General features: G+C 70.5%; 15 protein-coding genes. 5 read left to right on the top strand and 10 right to left on the bottom strand.

The genetic code is table 11. The features are described from left to right. Positions 1 to 85: 85 nt before the first annotated feature. The 4 genes from ACTOQ1_RS07220 to ACTOQ1_RS07205 all read right to left on the bottom strand — a co-directional run bounded on the left by ACTOQ1_RS07220 (position 86) and on the right by ACTOQ1_RS07205 (position 4,863). Positions 86 to 2,020 carry a sensor histidine kinase gene (locus ACTOQ1_RS07220; protein WP_440065319.1) on the bottom strand — a complete coding sequence of 645 codons (1,935 nt, stop codon included), beginning with the start codon at positions 2,018 to 2,020 and terminating at the stop codon, positions 86 to 88. A gap of 200 nt (positions 2,021 to 2,220) precedes the next feature. Further along, positions 2,221 to 3,246, bottom strand: coding sequence for a terpene synthase family protein (locus ACTOQ1_RS07215; RefSeq protein ID WP_440065318.1), 1,026 nt, complete (start codon positions 3,244 to 3,246; stop codon positions 2,221 to 2,223). Positions 3,247 to 3,317: 71 nt separating this feature from the next. Further along, positions 3,318 to 3,863: an EF-hand domain-containing protein gene (locus ACTOQ1_RS07210; RefSeq protein ID WP_440065317.1), complete on the bottom strand. Its 546-nt coding sequence runs from the start codon at positions 3,861 to 3,863 to the stop codon at positions 3,318 to 3,320. 34 nt (positions 3,864 to 3,897) lie between these two features. After that, positions 3,898 to 4,863, bottom strand: a complete 966-nt coding sequence (locus ACTOQ1_RS07205; protein ID WP_440065316.1) for a hypothetical protein — start codon at positions 4,861 to 4,863, stop codon at positions 3,898 to 3,900. Between the two features lie 193 nt (positions 4,864 to 5,056). On the opposite strand from ACTOQ1_RS07205, the gene ACTOQ1_RS07200 reads away from it, so the two are divergent. Together ACTOQ1_RS07200 and ACTOQ1_RS07195 are read left to right on the top strand one after the other, a co-directional pair. Beyond that, a complete protein-coding gene (locus ACTOQ1_RS07200; RefSeq protein ID WP_440065315.1) occupies positions 5,057 to 6,418 on the top strand; it encodes a glutamine synthetase family protein in 1,362 nt (453 codons plus the stop codon). A 386-nt stretch (positions 6,419 to 6,804) separates the two neighbouring features. Next, positions 6,805 to 7,539, top strand: a complete 735-nt coding sequence (locus tag ACTOQ1_RS07195; protein WP_440065314.1) for a hypothetical protein — start codon at positions 6,805 to 6,807, stop codon at positions 7,537 to 7,539. 55 nt (positions 7,540 to 7,594) lie between these two features. On the opposite strand, the gene ACTOQ1_RS07190 is transcribed toward ACTOQ1_RS07195, so the two are convergent. Then, positions 7,595 to 8,458, bottom strand: a complete 864-nt coding sequence (locus ACTOQ1_RS07190; RefSeq protein ID WP_440065313.1) for an alpha/beta hydrolase — start codon at positions 8,456 to 8,458, stop codon at positions 7,595 to 7,597. A gap of 168 nt (positions 8,459 to 8,626) precedes the next feature. Here ACTOQ1_RS07190 and ACTOQ1_RS07185 point away from each other — a divergent pair, with 168 nt between their 5' ends. The 3 genes from ACTOQ1_RS07185 to ACTOQ1_RS07175 all read left to right on the top strand — a co-directional run bounded on the left by ACTOQ1_RS07185 (position 8,627) and on the right by ACTOQ1_RS07175 (position 13,966). Continuing rightward, positions 8,627 to 9,337: a type 1 glutamine amidotransferase gene (locus ACTOQ1_RS07185; RefSeq protein WP_440065312.1), complete on the top strand. Its 711-nt coding sequence runs from the start codon at positions 8,627 to 8,629 to the stop codon at positions 9,335 to 9,337. Positions 9,338 to 9,599: 262 nt separating this feature from the next. Next, complete coding sequence (locus ACTOQ1_RS07180) at positions 9,600 to 12,581, top strand: bifunctional [glutamine synthetase] adenylyltransferase/[glutamine synthetase]-adenylyl-L-tyrosine phosphorylase (protein WP_440065470.1); 2,982 nt, start codon at positions 9,600 to 9,602, stop codon at positions 12,579 to 12,581. Between the two features lie 149 nt (positions 12,582 to 12,730). Then, positions 12,731 to 13,966: a hypothetical protein gene (locus tag ACTOQ1_RS07175; protein WP_440065310.1), complete on the top strand. Its 1,236-nt coding sequence runs from the start codon at positions 12,731 to 12,733 to the stop codon at positions 13,964 to 13,966. Positions 13,967 to 13,999: 33 nt separating this feature from the next. Here ACTOQ1_RS07175 and ACTOQ1_RS07170 read toward each other — a convergent pair whose 3' ends face one another. The 5 genes from ACTOQ1_RS07170 to glnA all read right to left on the bottom strand — a co-directional run bounded on the left by ACTOQ1_RS07170 (position 14,000) and on the right by glnA (position 21,643). Continuing rightward, positions 14,000 to 14,836, bottom strand: coding sequence for an LLM class flavin-dependent oxidoreductase (locus tag ACTOQ1_RS07170; protein ID WP_440065308.1), 837 nt, complete (start codon positions 14,834 to 14,836; stop codon positions 14,000 to 14,002). Between the two features lie 51 nt (positions 14,837 to 14,887). After that, positions 14,888 to 15,439 carry a C40 family peptidase gene (locus ACTOQ1_RS07165; protein WP_440065307.1) on the bottom strand — a complete coding sequence of 184 codons (552 nt, stop codon included), beginning with the start codon at positions 15,437 to 15,439 and terminating at the stop codon, positions 14,888 to 14,890. 539 nt (positions 15,440 to 15,978) lie between these two features. Next, the gene (locus ACTOQ1_RS07160; protein ID WP_440065305.1) at positions 15,979 to 16,164 is read right to left on the bottom strand and encodes a hypothetical protein; all 186 of its coding nucleotides are present in this window, start codon (positions 16,162 to 16,164) and stop codon (positions 15,979 to 15,981) included. 309 nt (positions 16,165 to 16,473) lie between these two features. Next, positions 16,474 to 19,167, bottom strand: a complete 2,694-nt coding sequence (locus tag ACTOQ1_RS07155; protein ID WP_440065304.1) for an RICIN domain-containing protein — start codon at positions 19,165 to 19,167, stop codon at positions 16,474 to 16,476. Positions 19,168 to 20,218: 1,051 nt separating this feature from the next. Continuing rightward, the gene (gene glnA, locus ACTOQ1_RS07150) at positions 20,219 to 21,643 is read right to left on the bottom strand and encodes a type I glutamate--ammonia ligase (protein WP_362676736.1); all 1,425 of its coding nucleotides are present in this window, start codon (positions 21,641 to 21,643) and stop codon (positions 20,219 to 20,221) included. Positions 21,644 to 21,932 lie beyond the last annotated feature (289 nt).

Below are 21,932 nucleotides of genomic sequence, written 5' to 3'. Positions count from 1 at the left end.
TGCAGGCGCAAGGGTAGGGCTACCTGGACCAACGTCATAGGGCAATACTCACCATCGTTCACGAGCCGTAAGAAATCATCGGTGGTCAGATCTTCACATTCAAGTTCACCGGGAGTACCGCCTCGACCACGGTGCCCCCCTCGGGAGGCGTCGTGATCACGCATGTCCCGCCCAGTTCGGCGGCGCGCTCGCGCATCGACGCCAGCCCGACCCCTGAGCGACGCCCGGGAGGGACGCCGATCCCGTCGTCGCGCACCCGGACGCTCAGGTCGTTCTCGCCCCGCTCCAGCGACACCCGCACCGTCGCGGCCCCGGCGTGCTTGCGCGCGTTGGTCAGCGCCTCCTGCGCGATCCGGTACGCGGCGACCTCGGTCGCGGCGGGCAGGCCCGGCAGCTCGCCCCTGACCTCCACGGCGACGTCGGGGCCCGCCATCTCCGCCACGGCCCCGGCCAGGCCGAGGTCGTCCAGCGCCGGCGGACGCAGGCCGTACACCAGGTGCCTGATGTCGTCGGTGACGCTGTCCATGCCGGAGCGCAGCTCACCGAGCATGCGCTCGGCCGTCTCGGGGGAGGCGCGCAGGGAGAGCCTGGCCGCGTTGATGGACATCGCCATCCCGCTGAGCGACTGGCCGAGACCGTCGTGCAGGTCGCGGCGGAGACGGCGGCGCTCCTCCTCGCGGGTGGTGACGATCCGCTCCCGGGAGCGCCGCAGCGCGCCGACCAGCCGGACCGCGTGGGCGGCGTCGGCCACGTACGGCGTGAGCGCGGTGATGACCCGCTCGTTGTGCGCGGCCGGCAGGCGCCGGGCGCCCGGCGGGCCGATGAGCAGGCGGCCGACGGGCTCGCCGTGCCAGACCAGCAGGATGTCGCGCGCCACCTCCTCCAGCGTCCCCACCGTCGTCTCCTCGGGCCAGCCGCCCTGGAAGCGCACGCCCGTGCCGGTGACCGCCAGGCCGTCGCGCAGCACGTCCAGGGCCGCGGCCAGTCCCCCCGCGGGATCGGTGCGCTGGAGCCTGCGCCCGAGCTCGGCGGCGAGCGCCACCGGGTCGCCCCTGCCGCCGTACAGGAGGCGGTCGGCGCCGCGCTGGAGCAGCCGCCGCATCGGGTGGAAGAACGCCCCCGCGCAGAGCGCGGCGACCAGGCCGCCGATCCGGTCCACGTCCGACAGGAACAGGCTGGAGGCGGCGCCCACCGCCACGTACACCCCGCCGATCACGCCGACCAGGCCCGCGCCGACCAGCGTCCTGGTGATGAGCGTGTCGATTCCGTAGAGGCGGTGCCGCAGCACCGAGAAGGTGATCGCGACCGGTACCAGCGGGATCGTGAACGAAGCCAGCCACCACACCGGGTTGCCGACCACCCAGGGGACGATCACGGTGGCGAGCGCGACCAGCGTCCAGACGATCTGCCCGCGCTCCTCGTGACCGGCCCGCCGGAACCGGGTGGCCAGCGAGGCGAAGGCCAGGATCATCATCGCGTTGGTGAGCATGTCCAGCGAGAACCGCAGGAGGTGGGGGGAGGAACCCACGGGCCGCTGTCCGAGGAGGGGCATCAGGTCCGTGACGAGCACGTCGGCCGCCAGGACGGCGACGGAACCCCAGGCCAGCGCCCGCCAGCGCGGGGAGGGCAGTTTCCCGTCCGGATAGAGCAGCGGCAGCAGCACGACCAGGAAGAGGACGGTCAGCTTCCAGCTCACCCCGGCGACCGCCCAGATCGCCTTCGGCAGGACCATCCACTCTCGCGCGGTGTCCAGGAGCGCGAGGTTCACCGTGAGGCTGTTCAGCGCGGAGCACAGCCCGCCCAGGCAGAGCAGCCAGCCGATGACCAGCCGGGGCCGCTGGAACACCAGGAGCGCACCGAGGACGGGGAACACGGCGCCGGCCACGTCCTCGGGCGCGAACGGCAGCGGTGTGTAGGAAGGCTGCGGGAGCTGCGCCGTGACCCAGATGTTGACGCACTCCATCGCCACGGACGCGGCGGCGGCGAGCACCGCCGCGATCCGCCTCTGGACGGGCGTCACCCTCGGGATTCCCCGGTACAGCCCGCGCATGATGGTTTAGGCCCTTCATTTGTGCTTAAAAGGACCTTAACCGGCGCAGACCGCAATTTAATCAACGAGCGATCAACGGGGGCCGGATCTCGTACGGCGCCTCGGATCCGGTTCGCCCGCCGGCCCCCGCCCGGGCACGTGCGCCCGGGCGGGGGCGGCCGGTCACCGGGTCACGGCACCTCGTACCGGCTGGACTCCAGGAGCCATTCCAGCTGGGCCCTCGGCGCCGTCAGGAAGGCGCACGCGACCTTGCTGACGTCTCTGGCCTGGCCGGTCGAGAACCCGAAACGGTCGAACAGCGCCGGCAGCCGCCGTGCGGAGGTCCGCAGGTCCTCGGCGCGGGCGGCGATCCGGTCGTTCACCCAGGCGACGGCTCCGGTGTCGGAGAGGCCGAACGCGGTCGCGGCGACCGTCACGTAGTTGTGCACGTCGCCGTTGGCCCGTTCCTTGTGGTGCGAGGCGACGTCGTTGCACCAGGCGGTGACGTCGTTGCAGGCGTCCACCAGCGTCCGCCAGGTCGTGCTCTCGCGCAGTCCCGCGGGCACCTCCACCCCCAGGCAGGGCTCCACCAGGTCGAACAGGTAGGGGCCGGCGGTGCCCCGCCGCAGCCGCGGGTACTCGGCGGGGGAGGGCACGCGGCCCGCGCAGCGGTTCTCGGCCTCGGTACGGCAGGCCTCGCCCTGCGCCGCCAGCCCCGCCAGGAACCGGTGCCGCCAGCGGGTGCTCATCCGCCCGGTGGTGGTTTTCCAGAGGTCGCCGAAGGCCAGCTCGACGGGCGAGGAGGCGTGCGCGGGCGCGCGGGCGACGAGGTCGAGCCGCGCGAAGGTGGCTTCGACGATCTCGGCCGCGCGCCCGGCGGGCTTCTCGTCCCACTCGTCGTCGAAATGGAACAGCCAGGTCAGCCATTTGGCGAACAGCAGCGCCGGCTCCACGCCGAATCCGCAGAAGGCGCGGCCGGCCATCCGCTCGAATCCGGCGCCGGGGGGAGGTTCGAGCCCGACCTCGCGGGCCCAGGCGGCCAGCTCGGTGCCGATCAGGTCGACCGAGGGATGCATCGGGCACGGTGTCGACATCACCGGCACGACCTCGGTGAGGGGCAGCAGCAGCGCCGCGGCCACTCCCGAGGGCCGCGGCGGCTCCGGGTGGCCCGGTGTTCCGGAGGGCGCGGCGGACGAGGGGGACAGGGAAAGTGACATGGAGTGTGACAAGGGCTGTGGGTGGGGTCGGGAACGGGTGAGGGGATCGCCGAACGTTGGGGTGAGCGCCACTACAGCGGACCGAACAGCCAGTTGCCGGCCACTTCCGGATCGGCGCTCGTGTAGAACTGCCGGGTCGCCTCGACCAGCTCGCCCACGGACACGACGCCGTCGCCGTCGCCGTCGAGCCGCTCGAAGGTGGCCCGCACGTCCTCGCGCGCGGTGCCGAACGCGGCCATCATGGTCCAGAACTCGTCCGGCCCCACGGCCCCGTCGCCGTCGGTGTCGCACAGGCCGGCCACCGCCTCGGCGGCGGGCGCGAACACCGCGTCGAAGTGGTCACCCTCGATGAACGCCGAGGTCATGCCCGCGCGGAACTCCTCGGACGAGATGGCGCCGTCGCCGTCGGTGTCGATCTCCGCGGCCAGGGTCCGCCAGATCCCCTCGAAGCCCTGGGCGAGCCTGTGACCGGCCGGGGAGGTCGGCGACTCGCCGAAGCCGACGAGGATCCGGGCACCGAGGCCGAGAAGGTCCTCGCGCTCGATCGATCCGCTGCCGTCGACGTCCATGTGCCCGAAGGCACGGTCGAGCTTGTGATTGAGGAGCATGGTGCTCATCGTTACTCCAGCATTACTTGTCGAAATCGAACCGTTACCCTAAGTGACGATAGCGAGGTGTTTCCAGGAGCCACTCCAGGTAAGCCCGAGGGATGGTCAAGAAAGCGCATGCCACCCGCGTCACCTCACGGGAGGCGGTGAAGCCCAGGTCGTGCCGCTCCGTGAGCGCGGGGATCGCGCGGGCGGCCGTCCACAGCTCCTCCATGCGGGTGGCGACCCTGTCGATGATCCACTCTTCCGCCTCCCGATTGGAGCGTTCCAAAAAAATGGTGCCCGCATGGCCGCGTCCGGCCACCGCCTCCTCGCACCGGGCGGCCACGTCGCCGCTCGCCTCGACGAGCGCCCGCCACTGCGGGCTCCGCCACACCGGGGCCGGCACCTCCACCCCCAGGCACGGCTCCACCAGGTCGAACAGGTAGCGGCCGAAGGCGTCCCCGCACGGCTCCGCGGGTGTCCCTGGGGAGCAGGGCTTCGCGGGTGTCCCCGCGGGGCGCGGCTTCGCGGGTGCCCCGGGGGAGTTCGCGGGTGTCCCTGGGGAGAGGGCCGCGGGTGGCTCGCGTAGGAGGATCGCCTCGCGCTGGGCGGCCAGCCCGGCCGTGAACCGCTCGCGCCACGCGCCGCTCATCCTCGGCGCGCACGCCGCCCAGAGGCCGGAGAAGGCCCGCTCCAGCGGCGCCGGCCCCGGCTCGCCGCCCGCGGCCACGGCGAGGACCGGGGTGAGGGCCCCGGGGGCCTGGCGCAGGCGCGACATCCAGGTCAGCCAGCGGGCCAGCGACGTGACCGCGCCGGTTTCGCAACGGGCGAACGCCCGCCCGGCCAGCCGGGAGGCGGCGGGGTCGGGGTCCAGCCCGGCCGCGCGCGCCCAGTCGGCCGCCGCGGCCTCGACCAGGTGTATCGACGGATGGACGGGGCAGGGCATCGCCAGTGCCGCGAGGCGTTCGGTGAGCCTGGCCGGTGGTGAGACCGCGTGCGGTGGTCCGTGAACTTCGGTACGCGTCATCGTTTCCCCCCGGATCGAACTTCCAGCGGCTCCGGTCGCACACTGTAGGAGGAGAGGGGGGCCGGCACGTGGAGGCGCGACGGCCCGGATGCCACATCTCACCGTTCTTCCTCGTAACGTGTGCGAAACACTGAGAGGGCAAACTGGGAGACCACTAGGCGTGTTGCAGCACGTCGGCAATGAAGGAGAAGCCTTGGACCGCCAGCAGGAGTTCGTTCTCCGCACCCTTGAGGAGCGCGACATCCGGTTCATCCGGCTGTGGTTCACCGACGTGCTCGGGTTCCTGAAGTCGGTGGCCATCGCCCCGGCCGAACTCGAAGGGGCCTTCGCCGAGGGCATCGGCTTCGACGGCTCGGCCATCGAGGGCTTCGCCCGGGTCTACGAGTCGGACATGCTCGCCAAGCCCGACCCGTCGACCTTCCAGATCCTTCCCTGGCGCAGCGAGACGCCGGGCGCGGCCCGCATATTCTGCGACATCCTCATGCCGGACGGCTCGCCCTCGCACGCCGACCCGCGCTGGGTGCTCAAGCGCACCCTGGCGAAGGCCTCGGACATGGGCTTCAGCTTCTACACCCACCCGGAGATCGAGTTCTTCCTGCTGAAGAGCCGGCCGGAGGGCAACGAGCGGCCCGAGCCGATCGACGGCGGCGGCTACTTCGACCACACGCCGCACAGCTCTGGACACGACTTCCGGCGTAACGCGATCATGATGCTGGAGTCGATGGGCATCTCCGTCGAGTACAGCCACCACGAGGGCGGCCCCGGCCAGCAGGAGATCGACCTGCGCTACGCCGACGCGCTCACCACCGCCGACAACATCATGACCTTCCGCCTGGTCATGAAGGAGGTCGCGCTGGAGCAGGGCATCTGGGCGAGCTTCATGCCCAAGCCCTTCACCGAGCACCCCGGCTCCGGCATGCACACCCACATGTCGCTCTTCGAGGGCGACCGCAACGCCTTCTACGAGCCCGGTGCCGACTACCAGCTCTCCAAGATCGGGCGGTCCTTCATCGGCGGCCTGCTCACGCACGCCGCCGAGATCACCGCGGTCTGCAACCAGTGGGTCAACTCCTACAAGCGGCTGTGGGGCGGCGCCGAGGCGATCGCCGGAGCGGGCGGTGAGGCCCCGAGCTACGTCTCCTGGGGTCACAACAACCGCTCCGCCCTGGTCCGGGTGCCGATGTACAAGCCGCACAAGGGCGGCTCGACCCGCATCGAGTTCCGCTCGCTCGACTCCGCCTGCAACCCGTACCTCGCCTTCGCCGTGATCCTCGCGGCCGGCCTGAAGGGCATCGAGGAGGGGTACGAGATGCCCCCCGGCGCCGAGGACGACGTGTGGGCGCTGACCTCGGCCGAGCGCAGGGCGCTGGGCATCCAGCCGCTGCCCCAGTCGCTGGACGAGGCCATCGCGGTCATGGAGCGCAGCGAACTCGTCGCCGAGACCCTCGGCGAGCATGTCTTCGACTACTTCCTGCGCAACAAGCGCGCCGAGTGGAACGACTACCGCCGTCAGGTGACGGAGTTCGAGCTGGGGCGCTACCTGCCGGTCCTGTAACCCCGGGTCGGATTGATTCTCACACCGTGAAGGGGGCGGGGCCGGACGGCGACGAGCCGTCCGGCCCCGCCCCCTGTCAATTGCGGTGGCAGCAGGCTCCGTAGCGGAGGAAGTCCTGCGGCGACAGGGGGAGAAACCCTCGGCGGGATGACAAGATCCAGCCCTCTCCGGAGGGCGGGGGCGGTGATCCGGGGCCGCGGCGAGGAATCGCCCCGGCGAGGTACTCCGGGACCGCCCGCCGAACGTCATACCGGCGTTACCCGCAGCTAATGAGGTCGTCATCGAGCCCGAGTTGGCTGTATGTACAAGCAGTCCGGTAAAATCGGTCGGTCCGATTAACGTTATTTCTGAGGATTGATCGCCATAAAGGCGACAGGAGGTGCGGCATGACGACGACGTCCGAGCTGCAGACCGTGCTGACCGTTCCGGCGCGTTTCCGTGGTCCCGAGGGCTCCGCGAACGGCGGCTGGATCGCGGGCACGGTCTCGGAGGCGTTGCACGGCGCCCGGCACGACTCGGCCGTCGAGGTCACGCTGCACGCACCCACCCCGCTGGACACCGAGCTGTCCCTGGGCCACCTCGCCAACACCGCGACCCTCACCCACGGCGAGAAGCTCCTCGTCGAGGCCATCACGGTCGCCGAGGAGTTCGACGTCCCCGACTTCGTGCCCTTCAACGAGGCCGCGAAGGCCGAGGGCGGCTTCGCCGGTCTCGTCGGGCACGCCTTCCCCGGCTGCTTCGCGTGCGGCCTGCGCGATCCCGGCGACGGCCTGCGGATCTTCCCCGGCCCGGTGCCCGGCACCGACCTGGTCGCCGCCGGCTGGCGGGTCCCGATGACCATCACCGACGCGGACGGCACCGTCCCCGACGCGATCCTGTGGGCCGCCCTCGACTGCCCCACCGGCTGGGCGCACTTCGGGCCCGGCGAGTTCGCCCTGCTCGGCCGCCTGACCGCGCGGATCCACCGCCGGATCTACCCCGGTGGCACCTACTCCGTCGTCGCCCGCGCCACCGGCCGCGAGGGCCGCAAGCTCTTCGGTGAGAGCGCCGTCTACGAGACCGACGGCACCCTGGTCGCCGCGGCCAAGGCCATCTGGATCACTCCCGCCCAGGCCGGCTGACCCGCGCCCGGTCCGGCCGGTTCCCGCCGGGAGCCCGGCGGGAACCGCCGGTGGCTCAGCGGGAGAGGTGCTTGGCGACCAGCGAGGCGCAGCGGTCGTCGAAGAGGATCGTGTAGTGGTTGCAGTCGTCGAGCACCTCGTCCTCCAGCGCGGGCAGCCGCCTGGCCCACGCGGCGGCCAACTCGTCGGGCAGCATGCCGACCGGCTGGTTCAGCAACCCCCGCGGGGCGCGCAGCAGCGACAGGGGCGAGGTGATCGCGCGCAGCGCCGCGCCGACCGTCTCGCCCTCGGTGAGCATCCACCTGCCGTCCTCGCGGACCGGTTCCCGCCGCACCCGTGAGCGCACCGACCCCTCGGGCCCCGACGCGTCGTAGCGGACGTACTCCTCCGCCTCCTCCGTCCATGCCTCGGCGAAGGCGGGGTGGGCCTTGAAGAAGTCCAGATACGCGCCGACGCTCGGGAAGGTCTGGTCCAGCCGGGCGAGGGCCGGGCCGAGCGTGGCCTCCAGGACCGCGTCGGGGTCGGCGCCGGGGGGCGGCGGCAGCGGGAGCCCGCCGTCGATCAGCACCACCCTGGCGTAGTCGTGTCCCGCGGCGGCGAGGGCCGCGACGTAGGCGCCCATCGAGTGACCGGTGAGCACGATGCCGGACTCGGCGCCCACGGAGCGGGCGACGAGGTTCACGTCCTCGGCGTGCGCGGCCAGGCCGTACGGGCCGGGGAGCCCGGCGCTGCGGCCGCGGCCCCGCAGGTCCATCGCGACCAGCGACCACTCGGCGGGGAGCCGGCGGGCGACGCCGGCCCAGGCCATCAGCGAGGCGGTGATGCCGTGCACCGCCACGATCACGCGGGGCCCGGTGCCGAAGCGGGCGACACGCAGCGCGCCGCCGGGGACCTCGACATCACTGAGGACGGGGTTCATCGGTTCTCCTTGGAGATGGAGCCCCGCCTCCGGTTCCGGCGGGGCTGATGCCAAGGTGGCGGGTGCCCGTGCCCGAGGTCAATGTCCACGGCCGACATGAAGCGCGGCGGGCTCCCATGCCCCGCCGACCCTGACCGCCTTGTGCCCATATAAGCCCATAATTGCCGTATGAGGATTACCGTCATCGAGCACGAGGCCGACGCGGGACTCGGATTTCTCGCCGGATGGCTGTCCGGGGCCGGAGCCGTCTGCGAGGTCGTCCGCCCCTACCTGGGCGAGGCCGTGCCCGAGCGGGCCGCCGCAGGGCTGATCGTCCTCGGCGGCGAGGCGGCGGCCTGGGAGGACGAGCGGTGTTCCTGGCTGCCGGCCACCCGCGACCTGATCCGCGTCTGCGTCGAGGAGGGCGTGCCGACCCTGGGGATCTGCCTGGGGGCGCAGCTCATGGCGCTCGCCTGCGGCGGTGCCGTCGGGCGCGGGCAGCACGGGCTGGAGGTCGGCGTGACCGAGGTCGTCCCGCTGCCCGCCGCCGGAGCGGATCCGCTGTTCGCCGGCCTCGGCCCTTCCCCCGCCGTGCAGTACCACCGTGACGCGATCACGGAGCTCCCCCCGGGCGCGGTGCCGCTGGCCACCGGGGACCCGTACCCCAACCAGGCCTACCGGCTGGGGGAGAACGCCTGGGCGGTGCAGTTCCATCCCGAGGCCACCCCGGAGATCTTCGTCGGCTGGACGGCCGGCTCGGCCGACGCCCTGACCGGCCTGGGACACTCGGTCGAGGAGCTCAACGCGCGGGTGAAGGAGAGCGAGGACGGCCTGGTCGCCGCGTGGAAGCCGCTCGCCGAGCGTTTCGCCGCGGCCGTCGGGGTCGTCCAAACCGCGTGACCGCGCGATTACGGTGCGAATCCGCTAACGACGCCGCACAGTTTCAGGATTAGCCTGTGCGGCGACGCTCCGAACGCCCGGGACACGGGCCAGGGTGGGGATCCGGAGGCAGATCGCGCCGATCCCGCTCACCCGCCGGGAGAACCGCGGTCCACGCGACCGCGGGGAGCGTGCACCTTTGATCGCTCGGGGTAGGGACTGAGGAAGGGCACCCGTGCTTGTGATCGAGGAACATGGAGGGTCGGTGGAAACCGTGCCTCGGATGCAGACGACCGCCGGGCGCCTGGCGAGGCTCGGCTTCGCCGACGGCGCCAGGGCCGAGCGACTGCTCGACGAGCTGGGCCCCGAGGCCGTCGGCGACATCGACCTGCTGACCTCGCTGGTCGCCGCGGCCGACCCCGACCTGGCGCTCACCTCGCTGAACCGGCTGGCCGAGCAGGATCCCAGCGTGCTCGGAGCGCTCCGGGCCGATCCCGGCCTGCGCGCGCGGCTGATCGGCGTCTTCGGCGTCAGCGCCGCGCTCGGCGACCACGTCGTCAGGCACCCGGACCACTGGCACCTGCTCGGCGGGGCACCGGACGCGAACCGCCCGACCGCGGAGGAGCTCCGCGCGGAGCTGCTGCTCGCGGTCGGCGCCGAGCCGGACGACCCCGAGCCGAGGGCCACGGACGCCTCCACCGCCACCCTGTCGGCGCTGCGCGCCGCCTACCGGGGCCGCCTGCTCCACCTCGCCGCGCGCGACGTCACCGGGGTCGTCTCGCTGCCCGGGGTGACCGCCGAGCTGTCCGACCTGGCCGGAGCCGCGCTGGAGGCGGGACTCGCCGTCGCCAGATCCGAGCATCCCGAGGCGGGGGCGGTACGGCTCGCCGTCATCGGCATGGGCAAGTGCGGGGCACGCGAGCTCAACTACATCAGCGACGTCGACGTCGTCTTCGTGGCCGAGCCGCGTGAGGGGCCCGACGGCTCCCTCGACGAGCACGCGGCCATCAAGCTCGCCACCCGGCTGGCCCAGGGCATGATGCGCGCCTGCTCGACCAGCACTCCCGAGGGCGCGCTGTGGGAGGTCGACGCGGCGCTGCGCCCCGAGGGCAAGGCAGGGCCACTGGTCCGCACCCTCGCCAGCCACCTCGCCTACTACCGGCGCTGGGCCAAGACCTGGGAGTTCCAGGCCCTGCTGAAGGCCAGGCCGGTCGCGGGCGACGCCGAGCTCGGCCAGCAGTACGTGGCCGCGATGAACGAGATGGTCTGGCAGGCCGCCACCCGCGACAAGTTCGTCGAGGACGTCCAGGCCATGCGCCGACGGGTGGAGGCCCACGTCCGCGGCGGCGAGGCCGACCGCCAGCTGAAGCTCGGGCCCGGCGGGCTGCGCGACATCGAGTTCGCGGTGCAGCTGCTCCAACTCGTCCACGGCCGCCTCGACCCGCTGCTGCGGCGGCGGGCCACGCTCCCCGCGCTCGGCGCCCTCTCCCGCGGCGGCTACGTGGGCAGGGACGACGCCAAGGCCCTCGCCGAGGCGTACACCTTCCTGCGCCAGGTCGAGCACCTGATCCAGCTGCACCGGCTGCGCCGCACGCACGTGGTGCCCGAGGGCAACGCCGACCTGCGCCGCCTCGGCCGGAGCCTGGGCATGACCGCCGACCCGGTGGGGGAGTTCACCACCAGGTGGCGCCGGCACGCCATGGAGGCCAGGCGCCTGCACGAGAAGCTGTTCTACCGGCCGCTGCTGCAGGCCGTCGCCCGGCTGCCCGAGTCGGAGGACCGGCTCTCCACGGCCGCGGCCAAGGCCCGGCTGGAGGCGCTCGGCTACGCCGACCCCGGCGGGGCGCTGAACCACATCAGCGCGCTGACCACGGGGGTCTCCCGCCGCGCCGCGATCCAGCGGACCCTGCTGCCGGTCATGCTGGGCTGGTTCGCCGACGCCCCCGACCCCGACGCCGGCCTGCTCGGCTTCCGCCAGATCTCCGACAAGCTCGGTTCCACCCCCTGGTACCTGCGGTTGCTCCGCGACGAGACCGCCGTGGCGTCGCGCCTGGCCAGAATGCTAGGTACCAGCCGCTACGTGACGGGCCTGCTGATGAACGCCCCCGAGGCGGTCGCGATGCTCGGCTCGGACACGGAGCTGGCCCCCAGGCCCGTCGAGGCGGTGCTGTCCGAGGCGCGGACCGTGGTCGCCCGCCATCCCGGGGACGCCGAGGGCGCGGTGGCCGCGGTCCGGGCGCTGCGCCGCAGGGAGTTGTTCCGTACGGCCGTCGCCGACCTCTCCGGGATCATCGGCATCGAGGAGGTCGGCCAGACGCTGTCCGGGCTCAACGACGTGACGATCCAGGCCGCGCTCGACGCCGCGATCGACAAGGTCGAGATGGAGCGCCGCACCCCGCTGGGCACGAGGTTCGCGGTGATCGCGATGGGCCGCCTGGGCGGGATCGAGTCCTCGTACGGCAGCGACGCCGACGTGATGTTCGTGCACTCGCCGCTGGAGGGCGTGCCTGAGCGCCAGGCCACCGAGACGGCGTTCGAGGTGGCCAACGAGCTGCGCCGCCTGCTGGCCCTGCCCGCCCCCGACCCGCCGCTGCTCATCGACCCCGGCCTGCGCCCCGAGGGCAAGGCGGGGCCACTGGTCCGTACCCTGGCCTCCTACGCCGCCTACTACGAGCGGTGGTCGTCGCCGTGGGAGTCGCAGGCGCTGCTGCGCGCCCGCTTCTCCGCCGGGGACGCCGAGCTCGGCGTCGGGCTGCTGCACCTGGCCGACCCGCTGCGCTACCCCGAGGGGGGCATCTCCGGCGCGGCCGTGCTGGAGATCCGCAGGCTCAAGGCCCGGATGGAGGCCGAACGCCTTCCCCGCGGAGCCGACCCCGCGCTGCACACCAAGCTCGGTCCCGGCGGGCTGTCCGACGTGGAGTGGGTGGCCCAGCTCATCCAGCTCCGGCACGCGGGGTCGCGGCCGTCGCTGCGGACCACCCGCACCCTGGAGGCGCTGGGCGCGGCGGTCGCGGAGGGGCTGCTGTCGGAGGCCGACGAGGCCGTGCTCGCCGAGGCGTGGCGGTTCGCCTCGCGCATCCGCGACGCCATCGTCGTGGTCAGGGGCCGCGCCTCCGACGCGATCCCGGTGGACGCCCGCGAGCGCAGGCTCATCGCCCGCGCCCTCGGCTACCCGCCCGACGGTACGGAGGACTTCGTGGACGACTACCGCCGCGCCACCCGGCGTGCCCGCCGGGTCGTGGAGCGCGTCTTCTACGAGGACTGACCCGCTTCCACGAGGACTGGCCCGTTTCCACGAGGATTCACCCGCGCGCCCGCGTGACCGTTCGCGCGGGCGTCCTCCCGGTCACGAAAACCGACCTGTTTCGGTGATCGCGTTGCGCCGCCGGGAGCGTCCGTGTATCAACGGTCCGGGTGATCCATTTGATATCCGTTTACATTGATCTGGCCATCGGCCTGATCCTGGCCTTTCTGCTCCTGTCACTCCTGGTGAGCGGGATCAACGAGGCCTTCGTCCGGCTGCTCGGGATCCGAAGCAAGTTCCTGTGGGCCTACCTCAGGGACACCCTGGACGGCTCGGAGGACGGCAGGTCGTGGATCCCGTCGAAGATGGCCGACGTCTTCGCGAAGCTGCCCTTCTCCAAGGACGATCCGCGCCCGGTGCACAGCTCCGACCCCGCGCCCGCGGTGGTCGAGCCGATGCGGGTCGACGCGGCCACGGTACTGGCCGCCCAGGCGGCCGCGGAGAGGGGCTCGGAGGAGGTCGCCGAGGGGATCGCCCCGGAGAGCGCCGCGGGGGAGGCCGCCGAGGGGGCCGGCACCGGTGGCTCTCCCGGCTCTCCCGTGGACGGCGGGCCCGGCGCCGGGGAAGCGCCGGAGAGGCTCGCGCCGCCGGTGGACATGACCGCGCGGCTGTACGAGCGGCTGCAGGAGATCGACCACCCCAAGGGCGCCCGTACCAGCATCGCCAACATCCCGCCCGAGCGGTTCTCCGGCGCCGTGATGGAGCTGGTCGCCGCCGAGGAGGGCGGGATCGACGGCCTGCTCGCCAAGCTGGAGGCCATCGACAGCCCGCTCGCGGGCCACCTCAAGGGCGTCTGGGAGGGCGCCCAGCGGGACCTGCCCAGGTTCCGCAAGGGCGTCGAGGACTGGTTCAACGGGGAGATGCAGCGCCTGTCCACGCTGTACGCCCGCTACGTGAAGTGGGTGGTGTTCGCGCTGGGCGTGGTGCTGACACTGGCGTTCAGCATGGACGCGCTGGAGTACGGCAAGACCCTGCTGCGCGACAACGCCTACCGCGCGGGGGTGAGCGCCATCGCTGGCGGCGGCGGGGACGGGTACGCCGCGCTCAAGGACAAGTGCGCCGGTGGCGAGATCGGTCTCGCCGAGCCGTACCAGTGCGTGACCGAGTCCCTCAGCTCCCCGGCGCTGGTCAAGATCTTCGATCACGCGATCGTGAGCATCACGATCCCGCCCGACGGCTCCGCCGATCCGTCCTTCCACTGGAACGGCGGAGCCTGGTGGGACCGGCTCATCGCTCCCGGGCACTGGCCCGGCTACCTGCTCACCATCGTCGCGCTGCTGTTCGGCGCCTCGTTCTGGTGGGACGTCCTGCGCCGCCTCACCGGCGTCCGGGGCGACCGCTCCTAGCTCACGACGGCCCCCGGTCCTCGGCGGCCGCTCCTAGCGAAGCTCTCCCAGGAGCAGGTCGACCTGGGGGAGCGGGTCCGGCCCGTACGGGCGGACCACGACCGTGCGGGCACCCGCCTCCCACAGGGACCTGACCTGGTCGGCGGCCTCCTCGGGAGAGCCCACCGCCATCACGACCTCCTCCGGGGCGACCTTCAGGAACCCGGCGGTGCCCTCGGCCAGGGCGGTGACCACCGTGGGGTCGTCACCGAGGTAGAGGTTCACGAAGACCACCATCTCGTGATCGCCCTCGCCGGTCAGCTTCAGGGCGTCCTCGATCTGCCGGGGACCGACCCCCTCGGGCAGGATCGTGCCCTGCGCCACCCGTCCCGACAGCTCCAGCGAGCGGGGTCGCACCACCCCGGCCAGCACCGGCGGCACGACGGCGGGGGGATGCACCAGGCTCACCCCGTCGAGCCGCACGGCCCTGCCCTGGAGGGTGACCGTCTCGCCGCGCAGCAGCCCCCGTACCGCCGTGATCGTCTCCTCCAGCAACGCCAGCGGCGAGGGCGCGAGGGCGCCCACCTGGCGCATCCAGTCCTGGACGCCGTGCCCGATGCCGGCCGCGAGCCTGCCCGGGTGCAGCCTGGCCAGGTTGCCCAGCTCCATGGCGAGCAGGGCCGGGTTGCGCAACGGCGCCGGGGTGATCCCGATGCCCACCCGCAGGCGCTCGGTGACGGCGAGCGCGGTGGCCGCCGACGAGACGGCCCCGGTCCAGCCGAGATCCTCCACCACCCAGACGTCGTCCACCTCGGCCGCGTCCAGATGGCGGCAGAAGGGGATGAGTGACTCGGGGGGAAGGTCACGGTCGAACATGACGCCCAGGCGCATATCTCTCCTAGTGAACGGCGGGAGGTCCCGCTGTGCCGTTTTCGCGGGACCTCAGAGGCTCCTCGCGTAGCGGAAGTAGCCGGCGAGGTCGTCGATGGCCGCTACGCGATCGATCCGCACCTCGGTCCCGGTCCTCCGCGCATTGATCATCTTGCCCCGGCCGACATAGATGCCGACGTGGTGGGTCCTGACTTTACGCTTGCCGACCTTGCCGTAGAAGACGAGATCCCCCGGCCTCGCCACGGCGGCGGGGATCTTCTTGAGTCGTCTGACGTGGTCGTCGGTGTTGCCCGGTCCCAGCACGTCGCGTCCGTAGGCGAGGTGGTAGACCCAGCGGGCGAGACCGGAGCAGTCGAGGCCGCGGGTCCTGGTGGCGGGACAGGGCTTGATCGACCCCCGGTAACCCTGGCAGGTGCCGAAGGAGGGGCCGGGGTCATCGTCGTGGCCGCCGCCCCAGGAGTAGGGGATCGCCCCGCCCCGCCAGCCGGGCTGGTGCTGCCCGGCCTCGATCGCGTACGCGATGGCGGTGATCCGGTTGGGGGTGACGGGCCGGGTCGGTATCCAGGTGGAGGCGCTCAGGAGGAGGAACGTTCCCAGGAGCACGGCCGCCGCGGCCTGCTTGCGGTGCCGATGAGGACCGTGGCGCCCGGGAGGACCGTGACCGCCGGGAGGACCGGAAAGCCAGGGAAGGCCGGAAAGGAGCCGGGAGAGACCGCGACGGCCGGGGAACCGGTAGCGTCTCCGGGGTCCGAGGGGTCCGAGGGGTCCGAGGGGAACGGAATGCCGCTCCCCGGCCAGGGGAGGCCTGAGATACGCCTCCTCGTCCCGGAGCGCCGCCACGTCACCTCGCCTGGTCGGTCCCTGTGAGCCATGACCAGTCTGCCCAATAAGTCGGTGATGCGCGGCGCGCGTGGTTTTGACGCGCATTGTGCGGGCTTGGTGGCAATCGCCGATCGTGGCCTCAGGGCTTCGAAACGGAGGATCGGGCCGTCACGACCGGGACGAGCGGGTGGCGGGCATCGCGACATGCGGCGACCCGCGTGCGGGGCACGCGGGTCGCGGTGGTGCCGGGTGCGGTGCCGGGTGCGGTGCCGGGGCGCGATGTGGAGGCGCAGCCGGCCCGTGGCCTCGCGGGGCGGCCGTCAGTTGTCGTCCCCGTCGTCGTCTGCGCCGCCGTCGTCGTCCACGCCGGGGCCGGTCGTGTTGACGACGTCGGGACCGTCGTCCCCGTCGTCGTCCCCGCCGCCCCCGCAACCGCCGACCAGGCCGACGAGCGCCGCCACCGTCGCGGCGACCAGTGCCGCCTTCCGCGTGGTCTGAGCAAGCATGCACAACCTCCAGGTGCTGGTCCTCGGCCGGACGCGTCGGTGTCCGGCTCTACCTCTCTGTCCCGTCCGGCGGCGATCTAACGCCGGGAGGGGAGGCGGTGTCGGCCACACCCAGCCGTAGGCCGACCTCACGCCCACCCTCTGGGCAGGCTGGATCGTCCCAGTTCAAAAGACTTTCACGGGGGAAAATTCGAAGTCGTCCCCGTCTCGTACGGGGGCTGCGACGCCTTCGGACGGAATCCCGCTCGTCGCGGGGTGGGCCGCGGACGGTGCGCGTATGACCGTCCGCGGCCCGGTAGGGACATCACGTCAGCTGCGCAGGCTCCACTGCTGGTTCGCGCCGCCGTTGCACGACCACAGGATGATCCTCGTACCGTTGGCGGTGCCGCCGCCGTTGGCGTCCAGGCACAACCCGGACTGCACGCCGGTGATGGTGCCGTTGGAGTTGAGGTTCCACTGCTGGTTGGTCTGCCCGTTGCAGTCCCAGATGATCACCTGGGTGCCGTTCGAGGTGCCCTGGTTGTAGGCGTCCAGGCACTTGTTGCCGAACACCTGCAGCTGCTTGCCCGACGTGTACGTCCACCGCTGGTTGGTGCCGCCGTTGCAGTCCCACAGCTGCGCCTGGGCGCCGTTGGTCGCCGTGCCGCCGTTGACGTCCACGCATCGGCCCGACTGGCCACCCGCGATCATGACGTTCTGCTGGCCGCCCCCGCCGTTTCCTTGCCTGACGAGCGACTTCGACTCGGCCGATCGGTTCCCCTGGGCGTCCACGACGTAGAGCCGATACTCACCGGCCGACGTCGGAACGGCGATGGAGGTCGCGGTTCCGCTCGCCCTGGTCATCGTGTTGCCGACGGTGAAGGAGGTCGTACCCGAGGGAGCCAGCCAGACGGTCTTGCCCGCGTCGCCGGCGCTCCGGATGGGAATCGACGTCACACCGGCGGCGACGAACGTGCTGGCGGGCAGGACGTAATCCGGCAGGGAAAGATTGCTCTGGGGGATGATGTTCCGGTACGCGTCCTCGAGCCCGGAGTTCACGGCGATGCCGTAGGCCTGCGACGGCCAGACATAGTCGGAGGATACGAGGATGTCCTGGATCGTGCTGTTCGGCAGGTTCTTGTTGGAGACCTTGTTGATGGGGCCGTAGGTCTGCGTGATGCTCAGATCGTGCTTGCGCCCGAAGTCGTCGGAGTTGATGAGCCAGGTGATGTTCTTGTCCACGCTCAGGACGTTGTCGCGGAAGGTCATGTTCCCCGAGCCCTCGTCCGGGTGGAGTCCGTACTTGTGACCGGACGGGACGCCCTGCATGTAGTTGTTGGTGATCGTGGTTCCCGGCTGGTTGCCCAGCGTGTAGACGGGAGCCGTGTCACTCAGGCGCTGCACCGTGTCGATGAAGTGGTTGTGGCTGATGGTGTTGTTCTTCGCCGTGGTGGTCGGCCGGTTGGGCGCGATCGAGCCTGACGATCCGTCGAAGTTCCACCAGCCCCAGCCGAGCGTCACGCCGGACCACGGGGTCTTCTCGATGCGGTTGCGCTGGATGGACAGGCCGTCGGCGAAGTACGCCGAGATGGGGCTGTGCCCGTTGAACAGCACGGCGCTGTCGTAGATGTAGTTGTTCTTTATCGTGATGTTCTTGGGCGCCCCTTCGACCTGGGCGGGATACTTCTCGCGATTCGTCGAGGTGTGGTCCCCGATGTAGACGTGCTGGGGATGGCCCACGGCGATGGCGGATCCGGCGATGTCGTTGGTGTGGTTTCCGATCAGCTGCGTGTTCACCACGTCGTTGACCATGTTGATTCCGTCGACGCCGGTGTGCTGTATCCGGTTCCTCTCCAGGACGAGCCCGTCGGCGTTGTCGATCTGGATGATGCCGGGCGCCATGTCGACATTGCGGTAGTAATAGACGTGGAAGTTCTGCTTGGCATATGCCTGTGCGCCGAGATTACCCTGCTGGGCCTGCTTGAACGCCGAGCCGGCCACGTTGAAAAGGTTCCAGTCGGAGTGCTGGACCGTGAGGCCGGAGAATGTGATGTTCCGGGCGCGAGCGCTCGTGGAGGTGCCGGCGACCTTGATAAGGGTGGACACGTTGTTCGGTGCGAAAACCGTCGCGGTCGCCATGTTCTCGGAGCTCGCCTTGTAGTAGTACACCGTCCGGCTCGTCTTGTCGAAGAAGAACTCGCCCGGTGTGTCCAGGAACTCGTAGGCGTTCATGACCTTGTGGGTGCCGCCGACCTGGGCGTTCCCGTTGAAGGCGCCCTGGGCGATGGCCGCTCCCGGCTGCTGGAACTGAGCGATGCGGTTCGTGCCGTCAGAGGTGACCTGCCGTACTCCCACGATGGCCGTGGTCCAGGTCGTTCCCGTTTCTATTTCGATGTCGTCCTGATTGCCGGCGATGGCGGGAAAATCGTTCAGACCGTACTTCGCTCCCGCGCACTGCGAACCCGATTCCCACGCCCAGGACGCCTGCCCCGCCGTGATGTTGTAGGTTCCGGTGCACCCCGCCGAGCCTATTGTCTTCGAGGCCATGTACGCCCGCTTGTCGTTGACGTAGAGCGCGCGGAGCTTGTTGCTGCGATTCAGCGGGGCTTTCCAGATGTTACCGCTGTGCTGCGTCCATCCGGTTACCTGAACGCCTCCGCTGAGGATCGGCGTCTCGTTCTGGTACGCGGCGTATACGACCCGGTAGTTGTTCGTGCCGGAGTCGGCCGGCGTGAAGTCGATCGTGCTGCCGACCGAATAGTTGCCCCCGCGGAGATACACGTAGATGTCGCCGGTCATGTTGGCGTTCACCGTGCGAACGACGTCCCTCGCGCGCTGCAGGGTCCTGAACGGTGACGTGATCGTTCCGGGGTTGGCGTCGTTGCCGTCGGGGGCGACGTAGTAGGTCGCCTGGACCGCTGCCGATGCCGGGGTACTGCCTGCGAAGGTCGGCAGCAACACGGCGGCAACGAACACCGCAAGTGCCGCTAACGCCTTCCCAGTGGTGGACAAGGCTGACTTCACGCTCTGTTCCTTTCGCTGGTTCCGAGCAGAGTGTTCGCCGCGCGATCATCCCGCCGTGGCAGAACTCGTCGGGGTGTGCCATCGCGCGGGCGCGGCGCCTGTCTTGCGGTTGAGGACATCGATCGGAGGGCCGTGCGCCTTTCCGGGCCTAGGCCGGCCGCCCTCACGCCATGCGCGGCGATCGCCGGCAGGGCGCGGGCCTCGGCGGATTCGTCGTCGGCGAGGCCGGATGTCCTCGCCGCGGGATGAGCGGTGCCGGCCGGTCTTTCGCACCGAGCATTGGCCACAGGCGGCTCATGGGCCCTCCAGCACGCGAAGGACGAGCTCGCCGGTACTGAAGAAGCCCTGGCCGTCCGCCCCGGCACCGCGCTGACGAGGGTCGCCGCCGGCGAGAGGTCTCCTCATGACACGCCCTAAGAATCCGTGGCAGACGTGGCGTTACCATCTCGTAACGTATGACGTATGCCGAATGATGTCTGGGGGTAATGTCCCATTAACAGAGGTGTCTCGCAATAGTCGACGGAGCAGAGGAAGGCGCATTCTCATCCACCCCGGCCTCCCGACGCCGGGTGGTCCTCCGCGACAGGGCGGACTTCCCGCGGGGCACGGTGGATCTCGCCGTCATGTGTACGGTGCGACCTGGCGGCCCGTGGGCCCGATCCGCCAGGCCAAGGGCCGGTGCCTTTGTCGCCGCGCCGGTTTCCGGCGGCCCGGCGCAATCCTCCACGCGGTGCCCGCGGCGCACCAGATGGCCCGTGTTCCGGGCAGGCCGAAGGAGGAGGCCGCTCACATCGGCGGTGGTGGATCACGTTCGCCGATGTAAGTTTCATCGGCGAACGTGATCACATTAGCCGGTTCACTCAGAGGATCCCGGATTCACACCGCGAAGCTCCACGCGCTTCATGCCGCCGGGGGAGGAACGCATGCGAAAGGCCGCCGAGCGTGCCCTCAACGGAGGGACGATCGACGGCCTTTCGCGGGATGCCTGAGTGCCTGGGTGTGCACTGACAGATCAACCGTCAGTGCTTCCGCAGGTCAGAAGCTTGATGGCTCAGACGTCGTAGTAGAGCTCGAACTCGTGCGGGTGCGGGCGCAGGCGGATCGGGTCGATCTCGTTCTCGCGCTTGTAGGCGATCCAGGTCTCGATCAGGTCCGGCGTGAACACGCCGCCCTCCAGCAGGTACTCGTGGTCGGCCTCCAGGGCCGCGAGCACGTCCGACAGCGATCCCGGGACCTGCGGGATGTTGCGGGCCTCCTCCGGGGGAAGCTCGTAGAGGTCCTTGTCGACCGGCTCGACCGGCTCGATCTTGTTGCGGATGCCGTCGATGCCCGCCATGAGCTGGGCGGCGAAGGCGAAGTACGGGTTGCAGGAGGGGTCGGGGACCCGGAACTCGATGCGCTTGGCCTTCGGGTTGGAGCCCGTGATCGGGATGCGGATGCACGCCGAGCGGTTGCGCTGGGAGTAGACCAGGTTGACCGGGGCCTCGTAGCCGGGCACCAGGCGGTGGTAGGAGTTGACCGTCGGGTTGGTGAACGCCAGCAGCGACGGGGCGTGCTTGAGCAGGCCGCCGATGTAGTAGCGGGCGGTGTCGGACAGGCCCGCGTAGCCGACCTCGTCGTAGAAGAGCGGCTCGCCGTCCTTCCAGAGCGACTGGTGGCAGTGCATGCCGGAGCCGTTGTCCCCGAAGATCGGCTTGGGCATGAAGGTGACCGTGTGGCCGTGCTCCAGGGCCGTGCTCTTGACGATGTACTTGTACAGCATCAGGGTGTCGGCGGACTTGAGCAGCGTGTTGAACCGGAAGTCGATCTCGGCCTGACCGGCCGTGCCCACCTCGTGGTGCTGCATCTCGACGTCGATCCCGGCGTCGATGAGCTTGCGGACCATCTCCGAGCGCAGGTCGGTGAAGTGGTCCATCGGCGGGACCGGGAAGTAGCCGCCCTTGAAACGCGGCTTGTAACCGAGGTTGCCGCCGTCCTGGGCCTTGCCGCTGTTCCAGGCGCCCTCGATCGAGTCGATGTGGTAGTAGCTCGAGTGGGCGTTGGTCTCGAACCGCACGTCGTCGAAGATGTAGAACTCGGCCTCGGGGCCGAAGTAGACCGTGTCGGCGATGCCGGTGCCCTTGAGATACTCCTCCGCCTTGCGGGCGACGTTGCGCGGGTCGCGGCTGTAGGCCTCGCCCGTCAGCGGGTCGTGCACGAAGAAGTTGATGTTGAGCGTCTTGTGCTGCCTGAACGGGTCGAGCACGGCCGTGGACGGGTCGGGCAGCAGCAGCATGTCCGACTCGTGGATGGCCTGGAACCCGCGGATCGACGAGCCGTCGAACATCAGGCCGTCGGTGAAGACACCGGCCCCGAAATTCTCCGAGGGGAACGTGAAATGGTGCGTCGTCCCCGGCAGGTCGGTGAACCTGACGTCAACGAACTGCACCCCTTCGTCCTTGATGAACTTCAGGACGTCGTCGGCGGAGTTGAACACGCGAACCTCCCATGGGACGGGCTAACAGCCCGAAAGTATGCCTGCGCCGTTACCGTCCCGTGTCTCGTTTGTTTCACCCGTGTTAAGCGAACATCGCCTCCACGGTAGTCCTCAAGTCCGCTCTTGACGGGTATGAGAGGTCTTTCCTTTACCCGAGTTTCACGTCCCCGATCTCAGTTCCCGGAGGTTCGGGGATGCCGACACACATGATCCACGGCTTTCGCGTGATACCGGTAGCCGGTAGGGGGTGCGGGCGGATGCGAGGGCGGCGTCCCGGGCGGCTACCGTT

The organism is Streptosporangium sp. OZ121, assembly GCF_051918885.1.
Taxonomy (GTDB): Bacteria; Actinomycetota; Actinomycetes; order Streptosporangiales; family Streptosporangiaceae; genus Streptosporangium.
This window is presented reverse-complemented; position numbering and strand designations above follow the sequence as displayed.